This window comes from Polyangiaceae bacterium (assembly GCA_016715885.1).
Taxonomy (GTDB): domain Bacteria; phylum Myxococcota_A; class Polyangia; order Polyangiales; family Polyangiaceae; genus Polyangium.
The window spans coordinates 94,157-117,157 of the sequence record JADJXL010000016.1; the positions used below are offsets into that span (position 1 = coordinate 94,157).

Annotated in this window: 16 protein-coding genes; 6 read left to right on the forward strand and 10 right to left on the reverse strand. The window is 58.2% G+C overall.

Annotated features, from left to right (window positions below):
- Positions 1-13: 13 nt before the first annotated feature.
- From IPM54_17950 to IPM54_17960, 3 genes are all read right to left on the reverse strand, one after another.
- Entirely contained in the window at positions 14-922 is a 909-nt protein-coding gene (locus IPM54_17950; GenBank protein ID MBK9261675.1) for a serine/threonine protein kinase, read from the reverse strand.
- A 62-nt stretch (positions 923-984) separates the two neighbouring features.
- On the reverse strand, positions 985-2,724 hold the full coding sequence (locus tag IPM54_17955; protein ID MBK9261676.1) for a serine/threonine protein kinase: 1,740 nt from the start codon (positions 2,722-2,724) through the stop codon (positions 985-987).
- Entirely contained in the window at positions 2,717-2,998 is a 282-nt protein-coding gene (locus IPM54_17960) for a LysR family transcriptional regulator (protein ID MBK9261677.1), read from the reverse strand. The genes IPM54_17955 and IPM54_17960 overlap by 8 nt, the downstream gene beginning before the upstream one ends.
- A gap of 102 nt (positions 2,999-3,100) precedes the next feature.
- On the opposite strand from IPM54_17960, the gene map reads away from it, so the two are divergent.
- On the forward strand, positions 3,101-3,865 hold the full coding sequence (map, locus tag IPM54_17965) for a type I methionyl aminopeptidase (GenBank protein ID MBK9261678.1): 765 nt from the start codon (positions 3,101-3,103) through the stop codon (positions 3,863-3,865).
- A gap of 45 nt (positions 3,866-3,910) precedes the next feature.
- On the forward strand, positions 3,911-6,331 hold the full coding sequence (locus IPM54_17970) for a hypothetical protein (GenBank protein ID MBK9261679.1): 2,421 nt from the start codon (positions 3,911-3,913) through the stop codon (positions 6,329-6,331).
- A 6-nt stretch (positions 6,332-6,337) separates the two neighbouring features.
- On the opposite strand, the gene IPM54_17975 is transcribed toward IPM54_17970, so the two are convergent.
- Positions 6,338-7,222 (reverse strand): flap endonuclease, encoded by an 885-nt coding sequence (locus tag IPM54_17975; GenBank protein ID MBK9261680.1) that lies wholly within the window; start codon positions 7,220-7,222, stop codon positions 6,338-6,340.
- 220 nt (positions 7,223-7,442) lie between these two features.
- On the opposite strand from IPM54_17975, the gene IPM54_17980 reads away from it, so the two are divergent.
- Complete coding sequence (locus tag IPM54_17980; protein MBK9261681.1) at positions 7,443-7,889, forward strand: hypothetical protein; 447 nt, start codon at positions 7,443-7,445, stop codon at positions 7,887-7,889.
- Between the two features lie 76 nt (positions 7,890-7,965).
- Entirely contained in the window at positions 7,966-10,269 is a 2,304-nt protein-coding gene (locus tag IPM54_17985; protein MBK9261682.1) for a DUF4091 domain-containing protein, read from the forward strand.
- A gap of 14 nt (positions 10,270-10,283) precedes the next feature.
- Here the strand turns inward: IPM54_17985 and IPM54_17990 are convergent, their stop codons facing one another.
- Positions 10,284-13,856: a caspase family protein gene (locus IPM54_17990; protein MBK9261683.1), complete on the reverse strand. Its 3,573-nt coding sequence runs from the start codon at positions 13,854-13,856 to the stop codon at positions 10,284-10,286.
- Between IPM54_17990 and IPM54_17995 the strand changes: the two genes are divergently transcribed.
- Entirely contained in the window at positions 13,855-14,247 is a 393-nt protein-coding gene (locus IPM54_17995; GenBank protein ID MBK9261684.1) for a PQQ-binding-like beta-propeller repeat protein, read from the forward strand. The genes IPM54_17990 and IPM54_17995 overlap by 2 nt on opposite strands.
- A gap of 34 nt (positions 14,248-14,281) precedes the next feature.
- Here IPM54_17995 and IPM54_18000 read toward each other — a convergent pair whose 3' ends face one another.
- Genes IPM54_18000 through tssI form a run of 5 tightly spaced genes read right to left on the reverse strand, consistent with a single transcriptional unit; the run spans position 14,282 to position 21,469 of the window.
- A complete protein-coding gene (locus IPM54_18000) occupies positions 14,282-14,674 on the reverse strand; it encodes a DUF4150 domain-containing protein (GenBank protein ID MBK9261685.1) in 393 nt (130 codons plus the stop codon).
- An 11-nt stretch (positions 14,675-14,685) separates the two neighbouring features.
- Complete coding sequence (locus IPM54_18005; GenBank protein ID MBK9261686.1) at positions 14,686-15,333, reverse strand: DUF3540 domain-containing protein; 648 nt, start codon at positions 15,331-15,333, stop codon at positions 14,686-14,688.
- 10 nt (positions 15,334-15,343) lie between these two features.
- Positions 15,344-16,390, reverse strand: a complete 1,047-nt coding sequence (locus IPM54_18010) for a pentapeptide repeat-containing protein (protein ID MBK9261687.1) — start codon at positions 16,388-16,390, stop codon at positions 15,344-15,346.
- The gene (locus IPM54_18015) at positions 16,383-19,052 is read right to left on the reverse strand and encodes a DUF2169 domain-containing protein (GenBank protein MBK9261688.1); all 2,670 of its coding nucleotides are present in this window, start codon (positions 19,050-19,052) and stop codon (positions 16,383-16,385) included. Before IPM54_18015 ends, IPM54_18010 begins: the two co-directional genes overlap by 8 nt.
- Positions 19,049-21,469, reverse strand: a complete 2,421-nt coding sequence (gene tssI / locus IPM54_18020) for a type VI secretion system tip protein VgrG (protein MBK9261689.1) — start codon at positions 21,467-21,469, stop codon at positions 19,049-19,051. The genes IPM54_18015 and tssI overlap by 4 nt, the downstream gene beginning before the upstream one ends.
- A gap of 471 nt (positions 21,470-21,940) precedes the next feature.
- Here tssI and IPM54_18025 point away from each other — a divergent pair, with 471 nt between their 5' ends.
- Positions 21,941-22,993, forward strand: a complete 1,053-nt coding sequence (locus IPM54_18025; GenBank protein ID MBK9261690.1) for a GTPase domain-containing protein — start codon at positions 21,941-21,943, stop codon at positions 22,991-22,993.
- Positions 22,994-23,001: the final 8 nt, after the last annotated feature.

The following is a 23,001-nucleotide window of genomic DNA, read 5'->3' on the forward strand; positions in this document are numbered from 1 at the left end:
AACGCGCCTCGTGTCACGCTTGTCGCCCTGAGCCTGGGTAATACGCATCGAGTAACGCCTGATAGGCCGATTGCACATCCGGGAAGCGCTCATCGGCCTTTTTGGCGAGCATTTTGGCGACCACGGCGGCAACCGCCGGCGGCGTCCCCGGCACTTTTTCGGCAAGGGAAGGCGGCGTTTGTCGAATTTGAAACTGCACCATTTCCAAAGCCGATTTGGCTTTGAATGGACGTTCGCCGGCGATCATTTCATAAATCATCACGCCAAACGCATATTGATCCGCTCGCGCATCCACCGGCTGCCCCATGGCTTGCTCGGGAGGCATGTATTCAGGAGTGCCGAAAATCGCGCCTTTGCGCGTGAGTTGCACACCACCATCGCCGGTGAGCAGCCGAGCCATTCCGAAATCGAGCATTTTGATGAAGGGCCGCGTTTGGTCGAGCCACGTGACCATGATGTTTTCCGGCTTGAGGTCCCGATGCACGACACCCATACCGTGAGCGCGCGAGAGGGCCGATGCAACTTGGCGTGAAACTTCCACCGTTCCGTGCACCGGAAACGGTTTGGCTCGCTTCAATAGCGAGCGCAAGGTTTCTCCGGGTACGTACTCCATGACCAAACACAAATCACCTTCGGGTGATCTGCCAAATGCGAGCGCTCGAACGATGTGTTCGTGGTTGAACTCGGTCATCGTTTTCGCTTCGCGATCGAATCGAGCGATGACGATGGGATCATCGACCGAATCGCTTTTCAAGAGCTTGATGGCAACCTTGGTTCCAGTTGCCGTGTCGTCTGCAAGGTACACGGCGCCGATGCCGCCTTCGCCGAGCATCGACACGATGCTGTAGCGATCGGCGATTTTCGTACCGATGCGTGATTGGAGGGAGTTTCCTTGGGGCGGGGGCGGCGTTGCCTGCGACATGGCGGCGATGTTAGACGGGTTCGAGAAAGTTTTCCAGAAGGAATGCGAGGGCGGTGAACGGTTCAGCGACGGCCCTTGAATTTTCCTTTGCCTTTGCCTTTGCCCCGCGGAGGTTCGCCCATACCGTCGTTGCCGCGCCCGTCACCTCGACCAATACATGCGTTGCAGAGATGGTCGCGCCGAATCATCTTTCTGCATTCGCCCTTGCGATAGCGATTGGCATCGTCCTCCGTGGCCCCGGTTTTTTCCTTGTCGAGGTCGGCCAATGCTTCGAGCAACTGCTCGCAATTGTCGGCATTGCGTAGTGATACTCGAGCGCGCCGTTCGGAGTCCAGCAAGTCGTATCTGCCATGAAGCAAATCGAGCGCTGGGTCGCGAATTTCTTTTTCATCCGTGATGGCTGTTTCCGCAATGGATTGCGCAATCGCTGTGGATCGTCCGAGGGCCGTCGTCTCGAGAAGCGAATCGATTTCACGCCATGCAAGGGGATCTCGCACGGACGCCGCAAGCGTTTTGGCGAGGTCAGGATCGTTTGCTGCATCGGGATCAGCCTTGATCGCTGCGCGCAGCGCCGTTGCGGCCGATCCATATTGATGGTCCTCCCATTGCGCGATGACGTCGCGTACGGCGCTGCTGCTTCCCGACGTGCAGCGCACGAGGGAAATGATGCCGACGACCAAGAGCGCACCCACGATGCCGCTGATGATGCGGAACTTGGTGGATTGGAGAAATGGAACCTCATGGGTTGCCGATGGAAGCGTGCGCGTCGGCAATGATTCTTCGCCGGGCGCGACCGTGGCAGCAAATGCAAGCGGGCGCGCATCCGACGAAGTGGGAATGTTCGTCGTGTGCATGACGACCGTGCTCGTCGATTTCGGCACGGAGCTCGTCGGGAGCGACGGCGGAGGCAATCCCATCATTGCGCGCAATGCTTCGGTCACCGTGGCAAATCGCTCGTCCGGCAATTTCGCCATCATTCGTGAAATGGCTTCATCCATGGCCGCAGGCACCTGCGGAGCACGCTCGACCGATCGCGGAGCGGGGGCACCGACGTGTTTCATCACGAGCTCGGCGAAGTTTTCCCCCGTGAAGGGTTGCGTCCCCGTGAGCATTTCAAATGCAATGATTCCCACGGCGTATTGATCGGCCCGCCCGTCGACCGGTTGCCCCATGACCTGTTCGGGCGCCATGTAGTGCGGTGTTCCGAAAATCGCGCCGGCTTGGGTCAAGGGCGCTGAGCCCGTATTGAACGTTTCGCTGTTGATGCGTGCAATCCCGAAATCAATGATTTTCACGACATCGCGTTCGGAACCTCGATCGAAGACGAGAATGTTTTCCGGCTTGAGATCGCGATGCACGATGCCCATCGAATGCGCCAAATCGAGCGCAGCAGCCATTTGTTCCAAAATGCGTAGCACTCGCTCCACGGGCAAACCCTCGCCCGGTGGAATCAAATTTCTGAGCGGCACGCCATCGACGAGCTCCATCACGAGATACAGCGTGCCGTCCGGGAGGCTACCGTAGTCGATGGCTTCCGCAATGTTGGGGTGCCGAAGATTCGCCGCCGTCACGGCTTCGCGCTCGAATCGCGCCACCATTTCGCGATTGCCGTGAATCTTCTGCTGCAAGAACTTGATCGCTACGGGCTTGCGCAGCGCTTCGTGCACGCCGCGATAGACCGTCCCCATGCCTCCTTCGCCGAGCGGTGCCACGATCCGGTAGCGATCGGCAAGCGTCGTTCCAACCCGCGGATCATCAGAAGTAGGCGCGTCGTTCGTTTGACCAGCAACGGTATCATTCATGCGGAAAATTCCGTGCGGATGGTGCTGCGACCGCCATCACCGCGGCGTCGACTTGCGCCAGGATCGTGCGGGCGTGCTGCAACATCGTTTGTCCAGCAGGCAAGAGACGCACGCCGCGGGCAGTACGTTCAAAAAGCTCGACGCCGAGCTCTTGCTCGAGATTCCGGATCTGGCGCGTCAACGGAGGCTGCGAGATGTGCAAACGCGCGGCTGCTCGCGACACGTTCCCCTCTTCCGCCACGGCCACGAAGTACTCGAGCTGCGAAAGACTCATGCGGCACTGCTACCACGGTTCGGCGGGGGCGCCAAGCCCCAGGCGCTGCCATATCAAAATGGTATTGGACGCCCATCAGGACGCCACACATCATCCAAGGCCATGTCCGTCGAAATCCATGGTCCTCGTTCGATTCAATCATTACGCCTTGCCGGGCGCGTTGCTGCCCTTACTCTTGCCACGGTTGGTGCACGGCTTGCGCCGGGCATTACCACGAGCCGCGTCGATCAATGGGTGCGCGAAGATACCGCTCGCCGTGGAGGACGCCCGAGTCAGCTCGGGTACCAAGGCTTTCCCGCGGCAGTTTGCGTGAGTCCCAACCAGGTTGTTTGTCATGGCATACCACGCGCGTCGGTCGTTCTCGACGAGGGCGATATCGTCAACGTTGACGTGACGACCGAAGTCGATGGGCATCATGGCGACACGTCAGCGACGTTCGTCGTCGGGAAAGTATCTGCAGAAGCGCTGCACGTCGTCGATGTGGCGCGTCGTTGTCGGGATGCGGGCATTGCGGAAGTGCGCGACGGCGCGCGTCTTGGCGATATCGGTGCGGCCATCGAAGAGCTGGCCAGGCGCGAAGGATGCTCGGTCGTGCGCGAATATGGTGGGCACGGGATCGGGCGCAGCATGCATGCGCCTCCGCACGTGAGTCACGTGGGCAAACGAGGTTCGGGTTTGCGCCTGCGCGCGGGCATGGTTTTTACCGTTGAACCAATGATCAACCTTGGCAGTCCCGAAGTTCGCCTGCTCGATGACGGCTGGACCGTCGTTACAGCCGATGGATCGCTCTCGGCACAGTTCGAACATACGGTGCTCGTGACGAAAACCGGCTACGAAATCCTCACGCCCGCACCCGAAGTGTATTGACGCGTTGATTCCTCTCGAAAATCGTGCGATGCGTGCAAACCCAACATGGCCGCTCGCACCACGAAACCGAAGACGACGAAAACCAAGACTCCAAAAGCTGCGCCCGAACCGGTGGTCATTCCGCCGTGGCCGGGGATTTCGGACGACGCTCTCCAGGCGCTGGCCGTAAAACTCGACAAGGCCAAGGATTCGTACCGCGTTTCGGACATGATCCTCAAGGTCAACGGGGACGAATGGGGAGCGCGCCACGCGCTCGCGTGGCATCTCGTCGCGTGCTGTGCCATTCACCCCGAATCCAATCCATCATTGTTCGAGTTTGTCGCTGAGCAGCCGGACGAACCTTCGCCCGAGGTAGCGCTCGATTTGCTCGTGCGACTCCCCGCGGCTTCGCCGAGATTTTTCCGTGACGCGACGTCGATCCTGGATGGATACACGTTGAGCATCGATCGCTTGTTATTGGCGACGTACCAGCGAGCGCCGGACCTCGTTTTGCAGCGCGAAAAGGAGCTCAACCGATCCGTACGACTGGGGCTGTCGTTCCTTCGGCGTCGTTTGGGAGAGACCATCACGGCGGAGGCGTCGAGGTCCATTTTGGAGCAGCTCGCGCGACATCAGGCGACTTCGTACGGGATTACGCTGAACAACGAGCTTCCTCTCGTCGAAAATGGCGAATTGCAAGAATTTCGATTGAGTGATCTCGCCGCATTACGTCGAGTCGCATTGCTTTTCGGTACGGCAAAAGAGTGGGATGATGCATTGCTCGCGGCTGCTCTCGAGGGCAAATGGCAATACCCGCGGAATGTGAAGGATGCATTTCTCTTGGCATCCGCTTTCGAGCTGGCCAGATTGGTGGATCGATCGGACATGGATACGGGCGAAACGTTGCGCACGCTCGTCGAAGTGATTCCGCAACGTGAAGACGATCCTCAGGCGCTCTTCGATGCCGCGACGACGATGGACGAAGGCAAGATGCGGGACTTGGTCCTCATGGGCGTGATCCTTCGATCAGGAAAAACCGGCGCGCCGCTCCCCGACAAAATCGACGCAGGGTTCACATTCGAACTGCTCGATACGACGTACGAAGGCGTGCGCGAGCCCGTCTGCGAATGGTTTACTCACTTTCCACGAGAACGAGCGCTTTCCGCTGCGCGACGCTTGCTCGAAGAAGATTATTTCTATGCACGCGCGGCCGGCATTCTTGCCGCTCATTTTGATGAGGCCATCCTCCGCGCGGCCCTCGAAAAGGACATCGGGAAAAACTACATCGGCCACGAAACACTCGGTGGAATTGGTGCTCCCGCATTGCCGTTGCTCGATTGGGCATACGACCGGACCAAGGACGATGGTCGAAGGCGCCTTCACAAGGCCATTCTGCAAGCGATGGCCAAAGCGGCCAAAAATGCACCGCTCGACGAAAGATGGGATCGGTTCATCGATTTCGACACCGAAGGCGGGCAGGCCATGCCTTATTATGGCTCGACCGAATCGAAGCTGCGGGAATCCGTGCTTCTGGGCGTGCCCGAACCGAGGCGAAGTGAGCTATTGCTGAAGCGTCTCGAGGAAACGTCGCATCCCGAGCGCGTTTTGCGGGTGGCGCACGTGGCAGCGGATGGATCCGTCGTCGATGCGACCATTCGGCGGATGGTGGAGCGAAAAAACCTGGGCGACAGTTTTCGTGAAACAATCGAACGCATCGGCGAACCCGCCCTCGAAGCATTGTGTAGACACATCGGTTTGTCCGGCGGTGATGGCCGCTTCCTCGAATCGCTAAAAAATACGCTTTCGCATACGATGTACCAGCGCGTCGAAGCCGCATTGGAGAAAGCCGGCGTTCGCAAAGAAACGCCTCGCGATGCGCTCGTACGGATGACGTCGAATGCGGCGGGGCCCAAAGTACGAGCCTACGTTTTGCAGGTTCATCGCGAAGGGTACGAGCCCAAGCCAGGCACATTGGCTCGGTCGGGAGGCAAAGCGCCAGGTATTGCCGATGCCGACGTTCCAAAAGACAAACAAGGCGAAAGCCTCACGCATTTGTTTACGCTGGACCTCGACGAGATCCCCGAATTGCAAGAGAAATACGCGGGGGCTCGTGCGCTCGCAGCGTTTTGCCCGGAACCGAATTCGGGGGATCGTTCCGACGAGCTCGAGCTCGTGCCCATTACGCGTGAAGCAGCCGCAGCCTTGCCGCACGACGATGAAGACGATGCGGGCACACCGATCGCCATTTTGCCGCTCGATGTTCCGATCGGCGTGTTTCAGCGATCCGACGAAGGCGAGCTAAAAGAAATACGAAAGATGATCTTCAATGCGGCTGGACACGTGCTCGGCGAACCATTCTGGATCCAAGGCGACGAAGGCGGATTCGATTTCGTCATGCAAATCAATGGCGGCCTGTGCGACGTGAACCTCGGCGATTCCGGATCGCTTTACGTGTTCGAGTCCGAGACGATCTTTCAGTGCTACTGATGCCCATCACGCTTGCCAACGCGTCACGCGTTTGACCAAGTCGGGCATTCCCAGCGATTCGCAAAGCATCTTCAATTCGGGTTTCGCCCCGCGCCATTCGAGGTCCCCGAATTGCTCGGTCAATGGTACGTCCGTGCGCAATGTCGCCAATTTCTTGAACAAGAGCGCGTCGTTCTTTTGAGCAGCAAGCGTTTGCGCGAGTTTGTCCGCACCGCGAACTTTCACGGTCCAGGACGACGCTTCACGCGGAATGTTTTCAATCATACCGTATGCGGAAAGCACGGCCGCCGCCGATTTCGCGCCCCACCCGGGCAAACCCGGATAACCATCGGCAGAATCGCCCACGAGCGCCAAATAATCAGGAATGGACGCCGGACGAACCCCAAACTTCGCAACCACACCGGCCTCATCCATCACAGCTTCGTTTTTCCGGTCCAGCATGACGATACGCGTGCCGTCCACGCATTGCGCGAGATCCTTGTCGGGCGACGCAAGCAGCACTTGACCTGCTTCCGAGACAAACTTTGCAGCCGCTGCCGCCAATGCGTCGTCCGCTTCGAATTCCACCATCGGCCACACGACGAGCCCCAAAGCTCGCATGGCGTCTTCTGCTAGATGAAACTGCGATGACAATTCGACGGGTATGCCAGCCCCCGTTTTGTAGCCACTGTAAAGATCGTTCCGAAATGATTCGATGACATGATCGGTCGCGCACCCGATATGCGTGGCTTCGCGTGTGAGTGCAATCAGCGTCGACAAGAGCCCGCGCACGGCGCCGACTTCCCGTCCATCGGGGCCTTGGCGCGACGGCTGCGCGAAAAATGCCCTGAAAAGTTCGTAGGTTGCATCGACGAGGTGCAGGTTGGGAAGATTGGTATTGGCTTGGCGCATCGGGAATCCCCAAGACGTAGATGACGACGGCATTCGTGTAGCACATCGAGGTGACGCACACAGGAAAAACTTTGGCAAGAATTGCTGGGCGTGCTACATGGATGGGGATATCGACTTAAATAAGATTATCTTTTTTTGTTGCGTCGGCAGACACGCACCAACCATTCTAGATTTTGTGACGATTCACTGGCCCTGATTGGTACTTCTGTGGAATATCGAGATGAAGGAACACAATCGTCATCGACTCGCGCTCATTGACGCTCGATTTGGGCGCTCGAACTCCGATTCATCCGACGCAGAAGCATTCGAGGCTGCGTTCTTTCGCGTATGCGATGAAGTGATTCGTCCGGTGATGGAGGATGTGGCTGCCGAGCTTGGAAAACTAGGGCACTCGCCGCGCATTGAAACCGGCAAGCTCCTGCACGAGGACGAATGGATCTCGCCCACAATTTCGCTTCGTCTGGGGATGCGAGGCCGAGGCGAAGATTCTGGATATGCTGCATTTGGGGTTTTACGTTGGGGGGCCCAACCCGAAGTGCTTGCGTGGTTGCTGGTGCCCCCGACGCCGTTCGATTTGTATCGTTATGCACATCCAAATGATATTCAAGCCGACAACGTAGAACAATTGCTCGTCGATGCGGTGGAGCACATCTTCGCGCATTGCTAAGGTGCGTGAGCACGCGGCGAGCTTGGTTCCCTCTCGGCAAAAAACGCGATACGCTCCGGCGTGGAGGTCTTCGTCCATGTCACGACTTCGCTTTGCCTTGGGACTATTGCCAATGTTTGCCGCAAGTTGCGGATCACCCGAATCACCGCCGGGGACGACGGGTGGCACGACGCCGCTGCCGCCATGCACCGATTGCACGCCGGCGGGGGATCTTGCATTCTCGCTGCCGTCACCTCAAGGCGTGACGTTATGGACGGCATCGCCGATGGACAAGGTATTGCGTGAGGCCGCCGCGCCCACGCAGCTTGGCGATACGATAAAGATTTCCGCGGCGAAGAACGAATTCGAGCCATTTCAAATCGTCGTGCGTCCGGAGGCTGCGTCCACGGTCAGCATGACGATGACGCCGTTTACGGGGCCAGGCGCGATCGATGACATCAAGATTCATCGCGTTGGGTACGTGCAAATATCAAAACCCTCGGATCCGGCGGCAATTGTATCACCAACCATGCCGGATCCGCTTCATCCGACGAAGATGGGCGCGAGCCATGATTTGTCGGCTGGGGAGAATCAGCCATTTTGGATTACCGTGCGCGTGCCTCCGGGTGCAGCAGCCGGCGATTATACGGCAAAACTTTCGGTGACCGTTGGAGGTGCGACGACGGAGGTACCCGTATCGCTCCACGTGTACGATTTCGAGCTTCCGAAGGAAATTGGTTTCGATGGCAATTGGAATTCGAGTTTTCAGGCGCTCGGTGGTAGCGAGAGCCTCGAAAAGGTCCGCACGCTCAAGGACTTTTTCTACGAGCACCGTCTCGTGCCTTCCAGCGTCGCTTGGCCGGCGGGCTTGAATTACAACGGGGGCATTGAATACGATTGCGCTTCGGGAACGTTCCTCGAGGTGAACAATCCTTACGATTTCTCGCAGCTCGGCCCCGAATACATCGACGGAGCGGGGTGGAACGGCGTGGGGTTTCCCTCGTTTCAAATCATGCAATTCGTGAACAATTCGACGCCCAGGCCGCAGACATTCTGCGGGGTCGATCGCGGTCCGGATCATTATGGAACGGCGCAGTACAACGCAGAATGGCAGAAGCTATTGGCTGCGATCGACGCCTATGTGGTGGCTCGCGGTTGGCAAAACAAAGGATATTATTATGTCCAAAATGAGCCGCAAGGGCAAGAGGATTACGACATAGCGGCGTTTTTGGCAAAGCTCGCGAAAGAAGCGGCGCCCAATCTTCGCATCGTCGTGAGTGAAGAGCCGAAGCCCGAAATTGCGGAGCATGCATCGATTGGTTCGGGTTATTACGACATGTGGTGGGCGGACCTTTCGCATTTCGACCCCGAATATGCGGCAATTCGACAAGCAGCGGGAGAAACCGTTTGGTGGTATTTCTTGTACGGAGATTTGCCGCCGCATTTCAACCCGATTACGATCGATCATCCGGGTATCGAGAGTCGCATTGCGCATTGGGCAGCGTGGAAGTACCGCATCCGAGGGTTTGCCTATTATTCGGTGACGGGCTGGGGGAGCAATCCGCATCAAGATCCGAAGCCGCAAGGGACGAATCAAAATGGGGACGGGTTTCTGCTGTATCCGCCGGAGAACGGCGAGATCGTGAGCAGCATTCGGTGGGAGCTCTTGCGGGAAGGCGTCGAGGATTTCGAATATTTGCTGCGTGCAGCCGGAGGTTCGATGCCCAAAACTCCGTCGGAAATGGCAGGTTGTGACGTGTCGGTCGCCAGTGCAGTCTCGTCGACGACGTCCTACACGCGTGATTCGGCCGCACTTGCACACTTGCGCAATCAATTGGGGCTGTATCTCGAGGGCAAAGTCAATGGATGCCCGACGCTGATGTCGAAGCCGGAAGGTGCTCATCCGCGCGCGGCGTATTACATCAACTTCCAGGATCCGAATGGCGAACCGACCGCGAATCCGCTGGTCGTGGACGGGCACGAATGGCTCAAAGTAGGCTGGGAAGCGTATGACGCAAAGAAGGGCAGTGGTTGGTCGGGGCCGTACATTGGTGATGCGAGCATCATGCTCTACCAATACTTGACGGATGCTCCGGTGAGCGAGCTACAAAAGAGCGTGATCTACAATGATTACGGGCGTACCGATACGTTCAATTGGGACATCGAGCCGGGTAAGTACGAAGTCACGGTGTCGATTGGATGGCATGGCAAGACGTATTCGAAAAACCGCGCCGTCGTCGAAGGGCAGGTGCTCTTCGATTCAGTCGCGACGACGCCGGACGAACCTTACCGGGCGGCGACGGTCACGGTCGACATTGCGGATGGCAACGTGACGCTCGAGGTTGGGCAAACGAACGAATATACGATGCTGAATTGGATGAGCATCGTGCCGGTGCCGTAAATGTTGTTAGGGCATTACTTCGCTGGTACGACGACGAATTCGCCGAACATCTCGCGCCTTGCAACCCAGGGCGTTTGCTTCCCATTCGACGCGGCTCGCACGCGTTCGGTCACGTAATCGACGAGCTCCCCCACTTCCGTTATTCCGCTTCGATCGCGATCGGGCGCGTCACCCGCGAGCGCTTCCAAGAGCGCGCTCGTGAAGAGGCCGTGCCCTCCAGGCAGTTCGCGCGACATCGGCGGCGGCTTTTGACCGGCCCACGCCAATTCCAATCCGCGATTCATGCTGCTCAGGCCTCCCGGTGGCACTTCATAACTGAATTGAGAGCCGCGTGCCGCTGAAAATACGAATACGCCGGCCCGATCACCGGCCGCCAATTGCCGCGCAAGATCCTCGTTTGGCGCGACAACCTCGGTCGTGAGATAACCCGAATGACATGCGTCCAGCATCATGAGCACGCGGCCGCGCACCGATGCTAGCCCTGCGCGGATCTTGTCCCAGCCCAAGCCGTGCGCTTCGGCAGCCTTGCGCGTGAACGACGCTTGGCTCGTCAGGAAAACCATTTTGTCGTCGGCGAGTTTGGCGCCGTGTCCCGCGAAAAACACCACGCCGAGATCATCGGGACGCATGACGCGAAGGCTCGCGATTGCTTTCTCGACGGATTCAACCGTCACCCTGTCGTCGATGAGCGTGGTCGTGAAAACTTTCGCGAAGGGTTTGCCGGGACCAACTTGGCGCTCGAGCGATTCGCCAACCGAACGCGCGTCGTCATCGGCATACTCGAGCTGCTGATCCGACTCCATGTTCGGATACCGACTCACGCCAATCGCAACGACGTGCAGATTGGGTCGCTCGGCAGCCGCCGACGTCGACACGACATCGATGCTCTGCGTGTTGCTCGCTTGTCCCGCTGCATCGTACGCGACAAGGCCCACTCGATTTTGCCCCGCATGCAGCGGAATCGTGAGCGTCGTCTTGCCTTCACGCGCGCACACGAGCTGCTCGGCGACGGGCCTTCCATCCACGAATGCGCGAACGCGATCGACACGCGACGCGCTCGACGCTGTCGTGGCGATGGTCAGCGATCGATCGGGCGTACGGATGACGCCGCGAGCATTGTCCACGTGCAATCGGGGCGGCCGCGCGAGCGACACGGCGGCGGGTGACGCTTCGCCCATGAGACGCCGCGCAACGACGTCGGGTTTGTCGAAACGAGCCGCAAAACGCTCGAACGAAAAACCTTCCAGCGGCGAGGTGAAACTCCATGCGATGGCTCGTGCCCCATCGATGCTCGAACGATACGCGCCGTCCGGAGCTGCCGCGATCCACTCGCCGTTGGGCGTGGACACGAGTGTCGCGGTGATGCCGCCGCGCTCGTCCACGAACGACGTCGCTCCACCATCTCCGCCGATGACGAACAGGTCACGCGTGGGATGCAACGCGACTGCAGTGATCACGTTGTCCGGTGCTGCGATGCGCGCGAGCACGGTCATCTTCGCTGCGTCGAGCAGCACCGGGCGCGGTCCTCCAACGAGAACCTTTCCATTGCGCCAAGCAACGGGACCGTATGTGGTCAAACGATATGTCCCCGTGATGCGTCCGTTCGATGCATCGAAGACGAGGAGGATCGGCACGTAGACCTGGACGCCTTTCGCATTCGTTTCGAGGCGCCTGGTCGACAACAGCAACGCTTTGCCGTCGGGTGAAAACGTCATCCAACGCGCTTGTTGATCAAGTGCGCCGTCGGGTTGTTTGGTGCTGCCTGCGATGATGGTTTGCAGCGGCTTCGTCCAAGCGATCGCACCCGAGCCCATGCGCAGCAGAGACAGCTCGCTGCTGCCTTCGAGAGCGAGCAGATCGCCCTTGGGTGAAAGCGCGACGTGCGCCCCTTCGTGCGAGGTTTGTCCAACGGCTGTTCTCGTTGGATGAGCAATCGTTCCGAAGGGTCTGACAGCGAGCGGAGGCTTGGGGCCCGAGAGGTCCCACCGATCGACGACGACATCGAAGGTCTCGTCGATGTGCGGCGTGCCGCTTGGCGTCTTCATCGTCGCAGACGCTTTGCGATCGATGCGCATGGCAACCGTGACGAGGTCCGTCGATTTCGGAAGGAAGCCGGTGAAGCGCACGTGGTACCCGGGCTTGGGTGCCCATAAACGAATCGTGCGCCCGGTCTTCGCGTCGCGAACGCGCACCCCGTACGAACCATCGGTCGACGCGTAGAACTCGCCGTTTGGTGCGTAGTCGAGGCTCACGATGCGGCTGCGATCGAGCTCCACGTCAGGGAGCGGCACGGCGCGTGTGCCGTCGCGGAGACTCCAGCGCCCGACCTCGCCGATGGAGGATCCGGTCACGAGCTCATCCGCCGTCAGGTTGAGCGCGATGGCGTCGATGCCGGTCACGCGTCCTTCGATGGTGCGCAGCGGGCGCATTGTTTCGGCATCGCGCGCATCGATGAGCGAACCCGAGCCAAAGTCGCTCTTGGCAAACACGACCGTCGATGCGTCGGAGCTCGCTGCGATGATCTCTGCCTTGGCAGGATGCAGGTCTGGAAGCGCGATGGGCGTCAGGTTTGGAAGGGAAAACGCACTCACGTTGCCCTTCATGAAGTCGGCGACCCAGAGCCGATCTCCCATGACCGCGAGATCCTTGTAGGTCCCAGGTAGCGTGGTTGGTGCCGCGCCGTTATTCAGTGAGTATCGCGTGATGGTTCTCGCCGTGGTGTGCACGAAGAGCCAATCCTTCGCAAAGGCAATGGTCGATGGTACATCGGCGGCTGACGAATATTTTGTGGGCCAACGATGTGTGATCGTCCCTTTGGCGACGTCGACGATCATCGCTTCACCCGGCCCGATGATCGCAAGTCGAGTGTTCGCTTCGTCGAAAGCAACATCGAGCGCGATGGCTGAATTCTTCAAGCCCAAAGGCACGTCGTGCAGGAGAGCGCCCGAGTCGACGTCGAAGAGCATGAGCTTGTCCGCGACGATGGCGATCTTCTTGCCGTCCGCTGACAGCTTGAACGCACCGTATTGCGGAGTGACCGATCGCGGCGGCGATCCTCGATCGAGATCGACGATACGGATCGCAAGTCCTTCGGGGCTACCGTCGGGCGCGTAGTAGGCGAGGCGCTTACCGTTGGCGCTGAGAGACAAACCGTTGACGAAGGCGCCGGCGGTTCCGAGTTTTCGCAGAAGAATGCCTCTTTGCACGTCCCACACGCGGACGGTTCCATCGAGACCGGCGGACGCGAGCGTGCGGCCATCGGCGCTCACGGCGAGGCGCATGATGGGACGCTCGTGCCCGTTTTGAAGGACGAACTTTGCGGACGAGTCGAGCACCGGGGGAGGTGGTTCGTCGGGGCACGACGCGACGGGTATGTCCGGAGAAACCTGCTCGAGGTTCACGACAGGCGCGTCGTTTTTCGTCGCAGCGTCGGGGCGACCCCCGCCAGGCGAGCGGATCGGTTGAACGGTAACGCTACAACCTCCGACGACGAGGGCAGCGATGACGGCGTGTGCGAGCGATCGTGCTCTGGGCTTGGACACGGGCGCGAGAATACCCCCGTCACCATGATAGGCTCCCGGTATCATGGAAGAGCCTCTCATCCTACTCGAACCAAAACGGCTCGTTGGACTCGATCCCACGACGGGTGCCGTGCGTTTTGCCATCCCTCTATCAGGCGTGAATCCCATTTTCGCACGCCTCTACCTCGAAGCCGGCATCGCCATCGTTGCGGGGTTCGATACGTTGGCATGTTGCGACGTGCGAAGCGGTACTGTGCTTTGGCAAGTCAAGACGCGCGAGGGGGCTCGTGGCGGAGTCGTCGCACGCAACGGCCGCGTATACCTTTACAAGAATGGTTCGATTGATTGTTATGATGGACGTGGCGCACTTCTGTTTCGCCATGAAGGTGAAAGCAAGTACGGTGGGTCGTTCGGGTTTGCCCATGACGTATGCTGGGTACCGAACGACACGAAATGACGATTGGCGTGCGTGAAGGAATCGACGATTTCCGTCAAGGGGCCAAAATGAGCACCTTGGGCTGGCTTGGTACGAGCCGCATGCCGGGACAGTTGGTCGAATTCTGAATCGTGACGCTCGTCATGCGCGTTGCGGGTAGCCCTCCCATGAGACACGTCACCGAGGGCAAAATATGACGTGAAGGTCCCATTACGAGCCCCGACGCGACACCAAGGGCGACACCGGGGTTGTCGCCGTTTGTCAAGGGTATCGTCGTAGCGACGTTATGCGCTGGTGCGCACATCAAGAGCACGTTGTATGCAGCCGGCACACCCATCGGACCGGCAGCGATGTTCGGATAAGGTATTGGAACTGGCGCTGGGGTCGGCGTGAGGCAAACATCCGGAAAACCAAGATCAATTCCCATCATTTGCGTATTTGCAAACATTCGATACCTCCTCAGCCCAGATGAATCTGTCCGCCGTCGACCTTGACCAATTCCTGAGCGGTCACGATGGCGTGTTCGCCATGCATCGTAATGCTCTTTTCCGCGACGTAATCCACGCGCTCCGCACGCAGATGGTCCGTCTCTTGAATCAAGCGAAACGATTGCTTCGCCCGTTGTGTAAAACGTTCGAGCGTGGTGTCGAGCGTACGTGCCACGAGCTTGACCCGATCCACCTCTTGGTGGACGGTTTTTCCCACCATCGTAATGGCCTCGCTTGCCAGCACGGCCGCGACCGCCCTTATCGACAGTTTCCCCGCGACCATTTCGACATTTCGTGGCGTAACCACGGAGACTCCTTCACTTGCTGCGATTTCAATGCATCCGTGCTCGGCGCGAAGGCTCAGATCTCCATCCACCGATATCTCGGTTTTTCGCACGCCGTCACGAACGAGCACGGCAAGCACGAATGCACGCCGATCCGGTAGAAGACAAACGAGCACTTCGTCTCCAACTTGCGGCTTCATCAAGCAGCTCGCCGCGCGCTCGACGACGTATTCGACGCCTCCTCCGCCGCGCACCCGACACGGTTCGTTGGCTAGAACGACGGCGGACTCTTGTATTACGTCCCTATTTTGCGTTTTCGTCACGACGGCAGCCATTTGGTGTCTCCTAGCTCCGGAATTGCTCGGCTTCGGCGAGCTCTGGGTCAACCGATAGCGCGGAGACCTTTCCCGCGCTCCAATGAGAATCTTTTTGTATGCTTCCATGAAGCTGTGCCCGCATCAACGTTGCCCGCCGGAAATCAGCGCCGGTAAGGTCGGCATGCGTGAAGTCCGCATAGGTCAGGTCTGCATCGCACAATGTTGCAAAGGGCAGCTTCGCTCGCTTGAAGATGCATTGATCAGCCTTCGCCGCGCTCAGATTGGCGCCTGACAAGTCTGCACCTTGGAAAACCGATTGCGTGAGCGTTGCGCCCACGAGCAATGCGCCCGCCAGGTTTGCCGTGGCAAAAAGCGCCCGCACGAGCTTAGCTTCGCTCAAGTCTGCCTTCACGAGCTTTGCGTCCTTGAAGTTGCATTGCGTAAGGTCGGCGCCACGAAAATCAACTTCCGTCAGATCGGCGCCACCAAATTGACACAACCGAAAAGATTGCTTGGCAAGCTTTTGTCCGCGAAGGTTTGCCTCCGTGAAAATCACCATGTCGAACGTCGCCCCCGTGAGCTTCGCCGTCGACAGATCGGCTTTCAGAAAAATGCATTGCTTGAGGTTCGTCCCGCCAAGCTCTACACCCGCGAGGCTCTCGTCGAGAAATGTCGTTCGGTCGAGCGTGGCGCCACTCAGGTTTGCTCCCGAAAGATCCCCGTCGAGAATTGCTGCAATCGTCAGATTGGCCCGCTCGAGCCGCACGCTTCTTTGTGTACCGCCGCTGATCTTGGCGTTCACCAGGTTTGCTCCCACGAGCAACGTCGATGAAAGCGACGAGCCCTCGATCACCGCTTGTCGCAGATTCGCGTTCTCCATCCGCGCACCGTCGAAAATGCACTTCGAGAACACCGTTTCGCGCATGTCCGCACCCGTGAGGTTTGCACCGGCCAAACGGACGCGTTGAAAAATGCCGCCCCCGAGACTCGCTCCCTCGAGGTCGGCGGACGAAAGATCGACATCTTCGATGATCTCGCCCATTCGAATCCGTTGCTCTAGGTCGATCTTATGCATTGCCACCTCGCTCCGGAATGCTCCGGACTCGTTTGACAAACGCTCCTCTCAGCCTTGTGTCTTTGTCGCCGCGAACGCGCAACATGTCCGCGCGGAACAAGTTTGCACCTTGGAAATTGGCTCCATCGACGCGAGCCTTTTGCAAAATCGCCTGCATGAGGTCGGCGTTTTCGAGGTTCGCTCGTCGAAGGTCCGTCCGGATGAACATCGCATCATTGGCTACGACATTCGACAGATTCGCACCTTCGAGTTGGGCCTCCGAAAGATCGGCGCTGCGTAAATTCGCGCCCATGAATTGAGCACCCGTGAGCACCGTGCTCCTCAAGTTCGCGCCCTCCATGTCTGCTCCAAGAAAGCTCGCATTCGGAAATGATGCGTCCTTGACAAATCGAACCGAGCGCATGTTCGCGCGGTCGAAGAGCGCACCGGCCCCATCCACGGTCATGAAAACCGTGCCCACGCAAATAGCCTCCGTGAAGTCGACCGACTTCAGACTTCCCTCGAAAAATACGGTTTTTGTCAAATCTGCGCGCCTCAGGTTCGTATCTTCGAGGTTCGTTCGAACCAGCAGCAAATTCCTCGCGGTCGCTCCGGATAGGTCTGTCTTGAAAAACTTCGCCTCGCTTACGTCGGTTGCATCGAGGTTGGCACCAGAGAGTTGCGCCCACGAAAGATCCGCTTTGGCGAGCACCGTCTTGTGCAGGATGGCATTTTTGAATTCCGCCTTCGTGAAATTGGCTCCGCCCGCATTGGCATGCGACAGATCCGCCGAAACGAGCTTTGCATCCGAAAGATTGGCATGTGCCAACACGGCGTGCTTCAGGTTTGCGTTGGAGAGGTTCGTCCCCGAAAGATTCGCTCCCTCGAGGAACGCTCCTTCCAAATCGATCCCCGTTAGATTCAGACCCGACAAATCCGCATTCGTGAAATCACGTCCTGCAAACGTTTGTCCAGCGCGTGCTCCTTGCTCGACCTCCGTACGCGTAATGCCTTCGCCGTCAGCGAGCGTCGGTTCGAGGTAATGCGCAGTCTTTCGATATACATCGTTGAGCTGTTCTTCGAGCGCGACGAGCTTTTCGACGAGCTTGGGATCCGCAAGAGCCGCACGAACTTCGGACGCATCAATCTCGGCGTTGTCTGCGAGCTTGACCAGCTCCTCCATGTGCTCGAGCTTGGCTTTCGCTGAAAATCGCCGGCTCGCCTTGCGCTCTTGCATCTTCGTATCCGCGACGAGCTTGTCGTAGTCGAGCTTTTGCTCTTTACAGAGGGCGCGCGCGCGCTCCTCCATTTGTTTCGATTCCTCGGCAGCCTTTTTCTGGGCCTCTTCCGCTTGCTTCAAGGCTCCCTCGACGATATCGGGCAAATCGTCCAAATTCGTTTGTGCGGGCGGCAGCGGAGGGGCCTTTTCGGGAATTCCAGACAGATCCGGCTGCTGCCCGGCAAGCTCGGGATGCTTTTCAAAGTTTTCTTTGATTTCTGCGCGGGCATCGTCGAGTCGCTTTTGGGTGGCCCTTCGCGCGTTCTCGAGCACCAAACGGTCTGTTGTGAGCAGCTCCTTCATATCCGATACCTCCTCGTCGGGATGATTTCCCGCGGGGGGCATTTCTGGAAGGAGGTCGCGATCGCGCAGGACCGCGGTCAGCGCCGATTTTTTATCGAGACGGTCGGCAAGAGCGCGTTTGTAATGCTCGATTGATTTCGGCTGCCCCTCGGCTTCGTATGCAGCGAGCAGATTGACGACGTCAGCAGCGTCGTCTTCCGTGACAGGCAATACGCCTCGATGAATGACGACACCGCGGCTATGCCCAGGAAAGAGCCAAACCGTATCGATTTGCGTCGAGATCTCCCGAAACTCGAGCGATTCTCCAACGCGCACTTCGGCAAAACACCGCGCCCGGCCTCGGGGAAGTCGTCCTTTCGATATGGCAATGCTCGGGTGCATGTTGTCGATTGTGAACTCCTCCCCGCCGCGTAGAAAATCCTCGAAGCGTTGCTCCTCCGGTGCGACGTTGAAGAATGTCCAATCGAAATCGAGGGGAAACCCTGGATACTGCTCTTTCAACCAGCGGTCGTCGTAGGTCCCCGCTTTTCCGGCGCGCTGCGAAAAAGTAACGTCGAAAGGCGAAAACCCAGCAGGGTCAGGTTTGTCCCTCGTCGATCGGATGAGCTTTTGAGGGTTTTCTACGTTCGGCAGCGGGTGCCATTCTTTTTGCTCGGATTTGATGGGCTTGATGCCCTTCCCATGGGGATTCTTGTCGAATCCTTCCCCGCCGAACGCTCGCGACCATGTGATGGGCATGGACGTGAAAGGCTCTGGATCCGTAGGACCTCCAAGCGTCCATTGCCGATCTCCAAAGACATAGAGCGTTCGATCGATGGATCGCATCCGCAAACGAACGTGGCAATGAGGTTTGGGTGGGTTTGGCGGGAACGCGTGACCTGCCACGAGCACCTCGGCTGCCGATTTCGGCATGCCCTCGTCCAGGATCCCTTCTTCACCAAGCTCTTTGGCCACGAGCTTCCAGAGCGAAATCTCTGGCAACAAACGCTCGGGCGTGTCGAAAGGAAAGAACGCCATCACCGCGACAGAGAGATAATACTGGCGGGCGTTCTCGAATGGCCTGGTAAGGATCCCGAGGCGAAGTGGTTTGATGGTCTTCATATGACGATTTTGAACCCATCGAGCTCGATGTCGGCTGCTCGTTTCTTCAGCTTCGTGATCGCATCATCGATTGCCGTCGGAACCAGCTTGATGCCAATCGCGCCCGCAATGGTCAAGCTCATGCCGGTCTCGATGTTGAACTTCATCGACGCGGAGATGTTGAATTCTTCCGAGACCGTGACGCCCATCTTCCCGCCAACGAATACGCCAAGCTGTCTCCCCACGACGAATGAGGATGAAGCGGAGATCGCAAACGAGTTTTGAAGACCGACGAAGAAATTGTTTGTCATGCCAATCGTAAACGTTGTCGCTTGCGATAGCTTGAAGTCGAGCGTGCTTCCGGCGCTGAACGACACCTTCGTGCCGAGAATTTTCCACGACCAGTCGGATCGGCTCGTCGTCGAAACCTTGTTTCCTTCGATTTTGACGTCGTTGCCGGAGGATTTGATCGTAATCAGATCGGTGCTCAGGATATCCGTCTTGCCCGTCGTATCGATCTTCGTATTCCCCGCTTCCACGGTGATCGTCGTGTCGCCCTTGATTTTCGTCGTGGACGTCCCCGAATCCACATTGACGAAATGATTGCCGGTCTTGACGTGCAGTTTCGTATCACCTTTGATGGTGGTCGTGGATGTGCCCTTATCGACATCAACGAAATGGTTGCCATCGGTCACTTGCAGCTTCGTATCCTTCTTGACCGTCGTCGTGGACGTGCCTTTCTTGACCGACAGTTTATGCTCACCATCATCGACCTGGGTCACCCAATTGTCCTTGACCTTGACATCCCATGAGCCGCCACCATTATGGCCGACGTCGAGGTCGTGGTTCTTGCCGAACTTGAGCAACGTATTGTCGTCCGTGTATAGAATGAGCTCGTGCCCCGCGTTGGGTGAGCCCATGCGAAGGTACGTATTCGAATAGGGCGTCGACATCGTGACTCGCTGCTGACCTGCCTTGTCTTCCAGCTCGAGCCGGTTTCTCCCGCCCGTCTGAATCACGTTTTTCGTATGATTCCCGCTCGTGACCGGGCTGGGTGTCAGCGCATTGGGAACGACACCCGAAATGACGGGACGATCGGGATCGCCTCCGAGAAAACTACATACGACTTCCGTGTTTTTCCTGAGCGGGAAGTGAAACCCCTCGATGCCGCCTCCGTGTGGCTGCATCATTCGGACGAACGTCGATGCTTTACCATCCTTGAGCGTGCTTTCATCGAATTTGAATTTGACGTTGTATCGTCCCTGGTCGTCGATCTGCGCATATTCGCTATCCGCCGAACCATCGACGATGCCATTCTCGTAGCCATAAATCCTTGGCCATGTCGTACGTGTTTCTGGGCGAAATTGCGTCGCTGCGGGAATCGCGTCCACTTCGCAAAAATAAACCTCGTCGTGCTCGAGATTCATGAGTTTGTTGAGATTCGATGCGCCACCAGCTTGATTGCCATGGTGCCGAATCTCGATCGCCAGATAACGATCGTTCAGCGTTGGCCGCGGATGATCCTCCAGCTCGAAGACATGTCCGGTACGCAAATGCGTCCTCGTCCCGCTCGCGTGATAAACCACCGCTCGACAAAGCAGTTCTTCGGCGCGCAACTTCGCCAGTCTGTCGCCCGAGGATGGACTGAAAAACCGTTCGCCATATCGAACGATTTCGGTCGTCCCGTTCGACGCAACGTTCGCTGATCCCGCAATATTGAGGTTTGGCCGAGCATAATCGTAATCCCGGAGCTTCACCGTCGCTGGCAGCGACTTGTGCCGTGCAGTAAACGCCCGAAATGATGCCCCCGCACTCCGATCCTGACCGAGCTGCGGAAAATATCGAATCGGTTTGCCGAGTAAATCATCATCGTACGTCGCATTGTCGGCAATGATGAGCTTCTCGCCTTCCTCGGTGTGCTCGAAATAATAATAAATTCCCTCGCGCTCCATCCATCGCGAGATGAAATCGAGGTCGCTTTCGCGATATTGGCAAATGTGCTCCTCGGGTTCGTAGCTGCCCAGCCGAAGCTCGTAATCGTCACCGGAAAATCCATTGTCTTGCAAAATTTCTTCGAGCACATCCGGGAAACTCAATTTCGAAAAGATTCGGCTATGCATGGATAGCCCCAACTGCCACAGACGCGGAGCGATGGCCGCCCGCACGAGCGTGCGGCCTTCGACCGCATGCAATAATTCGATCGACGCTAGAATTCCCGAGAAAACATAGGCTGGGAGCGCGTCGTCGACCCGATCGATGACCAACTGGGCCTTCGCTCCGATCGCATCCGCAAGATCCAGTTCGTGCCCAGCCTCCCCCTCGATGGACAAAAACACCTCGAACTCATAGGGGCGCGAAAGCGCTTCCACGCCGCGAAAAGCAAGAACGCGCGTGCCCTCGGGCAACACGCTCGAACTGATAGTAATGAGATCATTCATGGCGGTCATCTCCCAAGCACGTCGCAACGTCGGCTTTTTCCAAAGCGATGAGCAATGGTACAAGGACTCGATGCCGCTTGACCAGCATCTAAGGTGCCGACGGTTTCGAGCTTTCGCAGAAGGCTGCCCTTTGCACGTCCCACACGCGGACGGCTACATCGAGCGTGCGACCATGGCGAGCGCGCTGATGGGGCGCTCGTGCCCGTTTTGAAAAACGAACATTGCGGACGAGTCGAGTACCGGTAGGAGGTGGTTCGTCGGGGCTCGACGCCGAGGGCGGCGACGACGGCATGCGCGAGCGATCGCGCTCCAAATTTCGACACCGCGGCGAATGCTCCCGCGGACTGCGCATCAGGCCTCCAAATCTTGGCCCGTTCACGTAACTTGTGATCAGGTGTGTAGATAACTCGACCGCCTCCGAATCCGTGAAACATCAGGGCATGTCGGGGGCCCTCATCGTGGAGAAGTCGCATGTTGCTGTTCGTCATCGTTGCCGTCGTCCTGCTCGTCGTTACGGCCATGATCGGTGCGGTCGTCGTGATGGGAATGAAGGCATCGAAGCTCGGGTCGGCTTTGGAGCAATCCGAGGCGAAGGTTCGGGCGCTCGAGGAAGCGCAGCACGGCATGGAAGAGCGGCTCGCGCGGGCGGAGCACGAAGCCAAACATTACCGGGAAAAACTCGAGCAGCGTCCCGAAAGCACGCGGAAGACCTATCGCATCGTGGCGCTCGGAATGAAGGGGACCGGGAAAACCTCACTCACGTTGAAATGGGCAAACCCGCTGGCAGACTTGAGCTCCATCGATGGAACGAAGAGCGAGCATTACGAGCGCAACGTGAGCCGCGTGCAAACGGGCAACGAGGTCACCGAACACGTCTTCGAGGTGCTCGATTGGGGCGGCGAACACATGGCCTCCGCCGTTCAGGAAATGAGCACGAGCGACGTACAGGGACTTTTGTTCGTCGTGGACTTGGGGGGCAAAGACGCCAAAGCTGTCGAGCCGGCGCGAATACAGGCGCAATTGCGCGATTTTTCGCCCGAATCATTGCGCTATTTCTTCGTTCCCCGGCTGATGGCGTCGTGCAAGACGGTGGTGCTTTTCATCAACAAGAGCGACCTCGTTCCGGGCACGCCTGCGCAAATCGAAGAAGAGGCGCGGCGACTTTTTCAGCCGCTCATTACGAACCTGGCGAAGCAAGCCAATCCCATTGAGCTCAAAGTATTCGTTGGATCCGCGAATTCAGGACATTCGACACATGTGCTCTTCGCGCATTTCGTCGAAAAAATTCTCCCGAGCGATGCTTACGACGACCAGCTTTTGCAGCGGCTGAAGACGAGCAAGGAAACATCGAAGAGCATTTCGCTCATCTCACTTTTGGCGCCGCCTCTTCCGCCTGCGGATGCGCTCACGAGCGGCCCGTCGTTCATGCCCAAGCCGAGCATTCGATTGGTCACGCTGCGCGGACCGGGGGATACCGCGTCGTTCATTCAGAAGGCCACGGGCAAGACGAAGGACGTGGCCTGACCACGTCC

What these genes read in the sequence shown, in the direction of transcription:
- IPM54_17950 (MBK9261675.1), bottom strand. Translation starts at nt 922, where the DNA reads ATGTCGCAGGCAACGCCGCCCCCGCCCCAAGGAAACTCCCTCCAATCA.
- IPM54_17955 (MBK9261676.1), bottom strand. Translation starts at nt 2,724, where the DNA reads ATGAATGATACCGTTGCTGGTCAAACGAACGACGCGCCTACTTCTGAT.
- IPM54_17960 (MBK9261677.1), bottom strand. Translation starts at nt 2,998, where the DNA reads ATGAGTCTTTCGCAGCTCGAGTACTTCGTGGCCGTGGCGGAAGAGGGG.
- map (MBK9261678.1), top strand. Translation starts at nt 3,101, where the DNA reads ATGTCCGTCGAAATCCATGGTCCTCGTTCGATTCAATCATTACGCCTT.
- IPM54_17970 (MBK9261679.1), top strand. Translation starts at nt 3,911, where the DNA reads ATGGCCGCTCGCACCACGAAACCGAAGACGACGAAAACCAAGACTCCA.
- IPM54_17975 (MBK9261680.1), bottom strand. Translation starts at nt 7,222, where the DNA reads ATGCGCCAAGCCAATACCAATCTTCCCAACCTGCACCTCGTCGATGCA.
- IPM54_17980 (MBK9261681.1), top strand. Translation starts at nt 7,443, where the DNA reads ATGAAGGAACACAATCGTCATCGACTCGCGCTCATTGACGCTCGATTT.
- IPM54_17985 (MBK9261682.1), top strand. Translation starts at nt 7,966, where the DNA reads ATGTCACGACTTCGCTTTGCCTTGGGACTATTGCCAATGTTTGCCGCA.
- IPM54_17995 (MBK9261684.1), top strand. Translation starts at nt 13,855, where the DNA reads ATGGAAGAGCCTCTCATCCTACTCGAACCAAAACGGCTCGTTGGACTC.
- IPM54_17990 (MBK9261683.1), bottom strand. Translation starts at nt 13,856, where the DNA reads ATGATACCGGGAGCCTATCATGGTGACGGGGGTATTCTCGCGCCCGTG.
- IPM54_18000 (MBK9261685.1), bottom strand. Translation starts at nt 14,674, where the DNA reads ATGTTTGCAAATACGCAAATGATGGGAATTGATCTTGGTTTTCCGGAT.
- IPM54_18005 (MBK9261686.1), bottom strand. Translation starts at nt 15,333, where the DNA reads ATGGCTGCCGTCGTGACGAAAACGCAAAATAGGGACGTAATACAAGAG.
- IPM54_18010 (MBK9261687.1), bottom strand. Translation starts at nt 16,390, where the DNA reads ATGCATAAGATCGACCTAGAGCAACGGATTCGAATGGGCGAGATCATC.
- IPM54_18015 (MBK9261688.1), bottom strand. Translation starts at nt 19,052, where the DNA reads ATGAAGACCATCAAACCACTTCGCCTCGGGATCCTTACCAGGCCATTC.
- tssI (MBK9261689.1), bottom strand. Translation starts at nt 21,469, where the DNA reads ATGAATGATCTCATTACTATCAGTTCGAGCGTGTTGCCCGAGGGCACG.
- IPM54_18025 (MBK9261690.1), top strand. Translation starts at nt 21,941, where the DNA reads ATGTTGCTGTTCGTCATCGTTGCCGTCGTCCTGCTCGTCGTTACGGCC.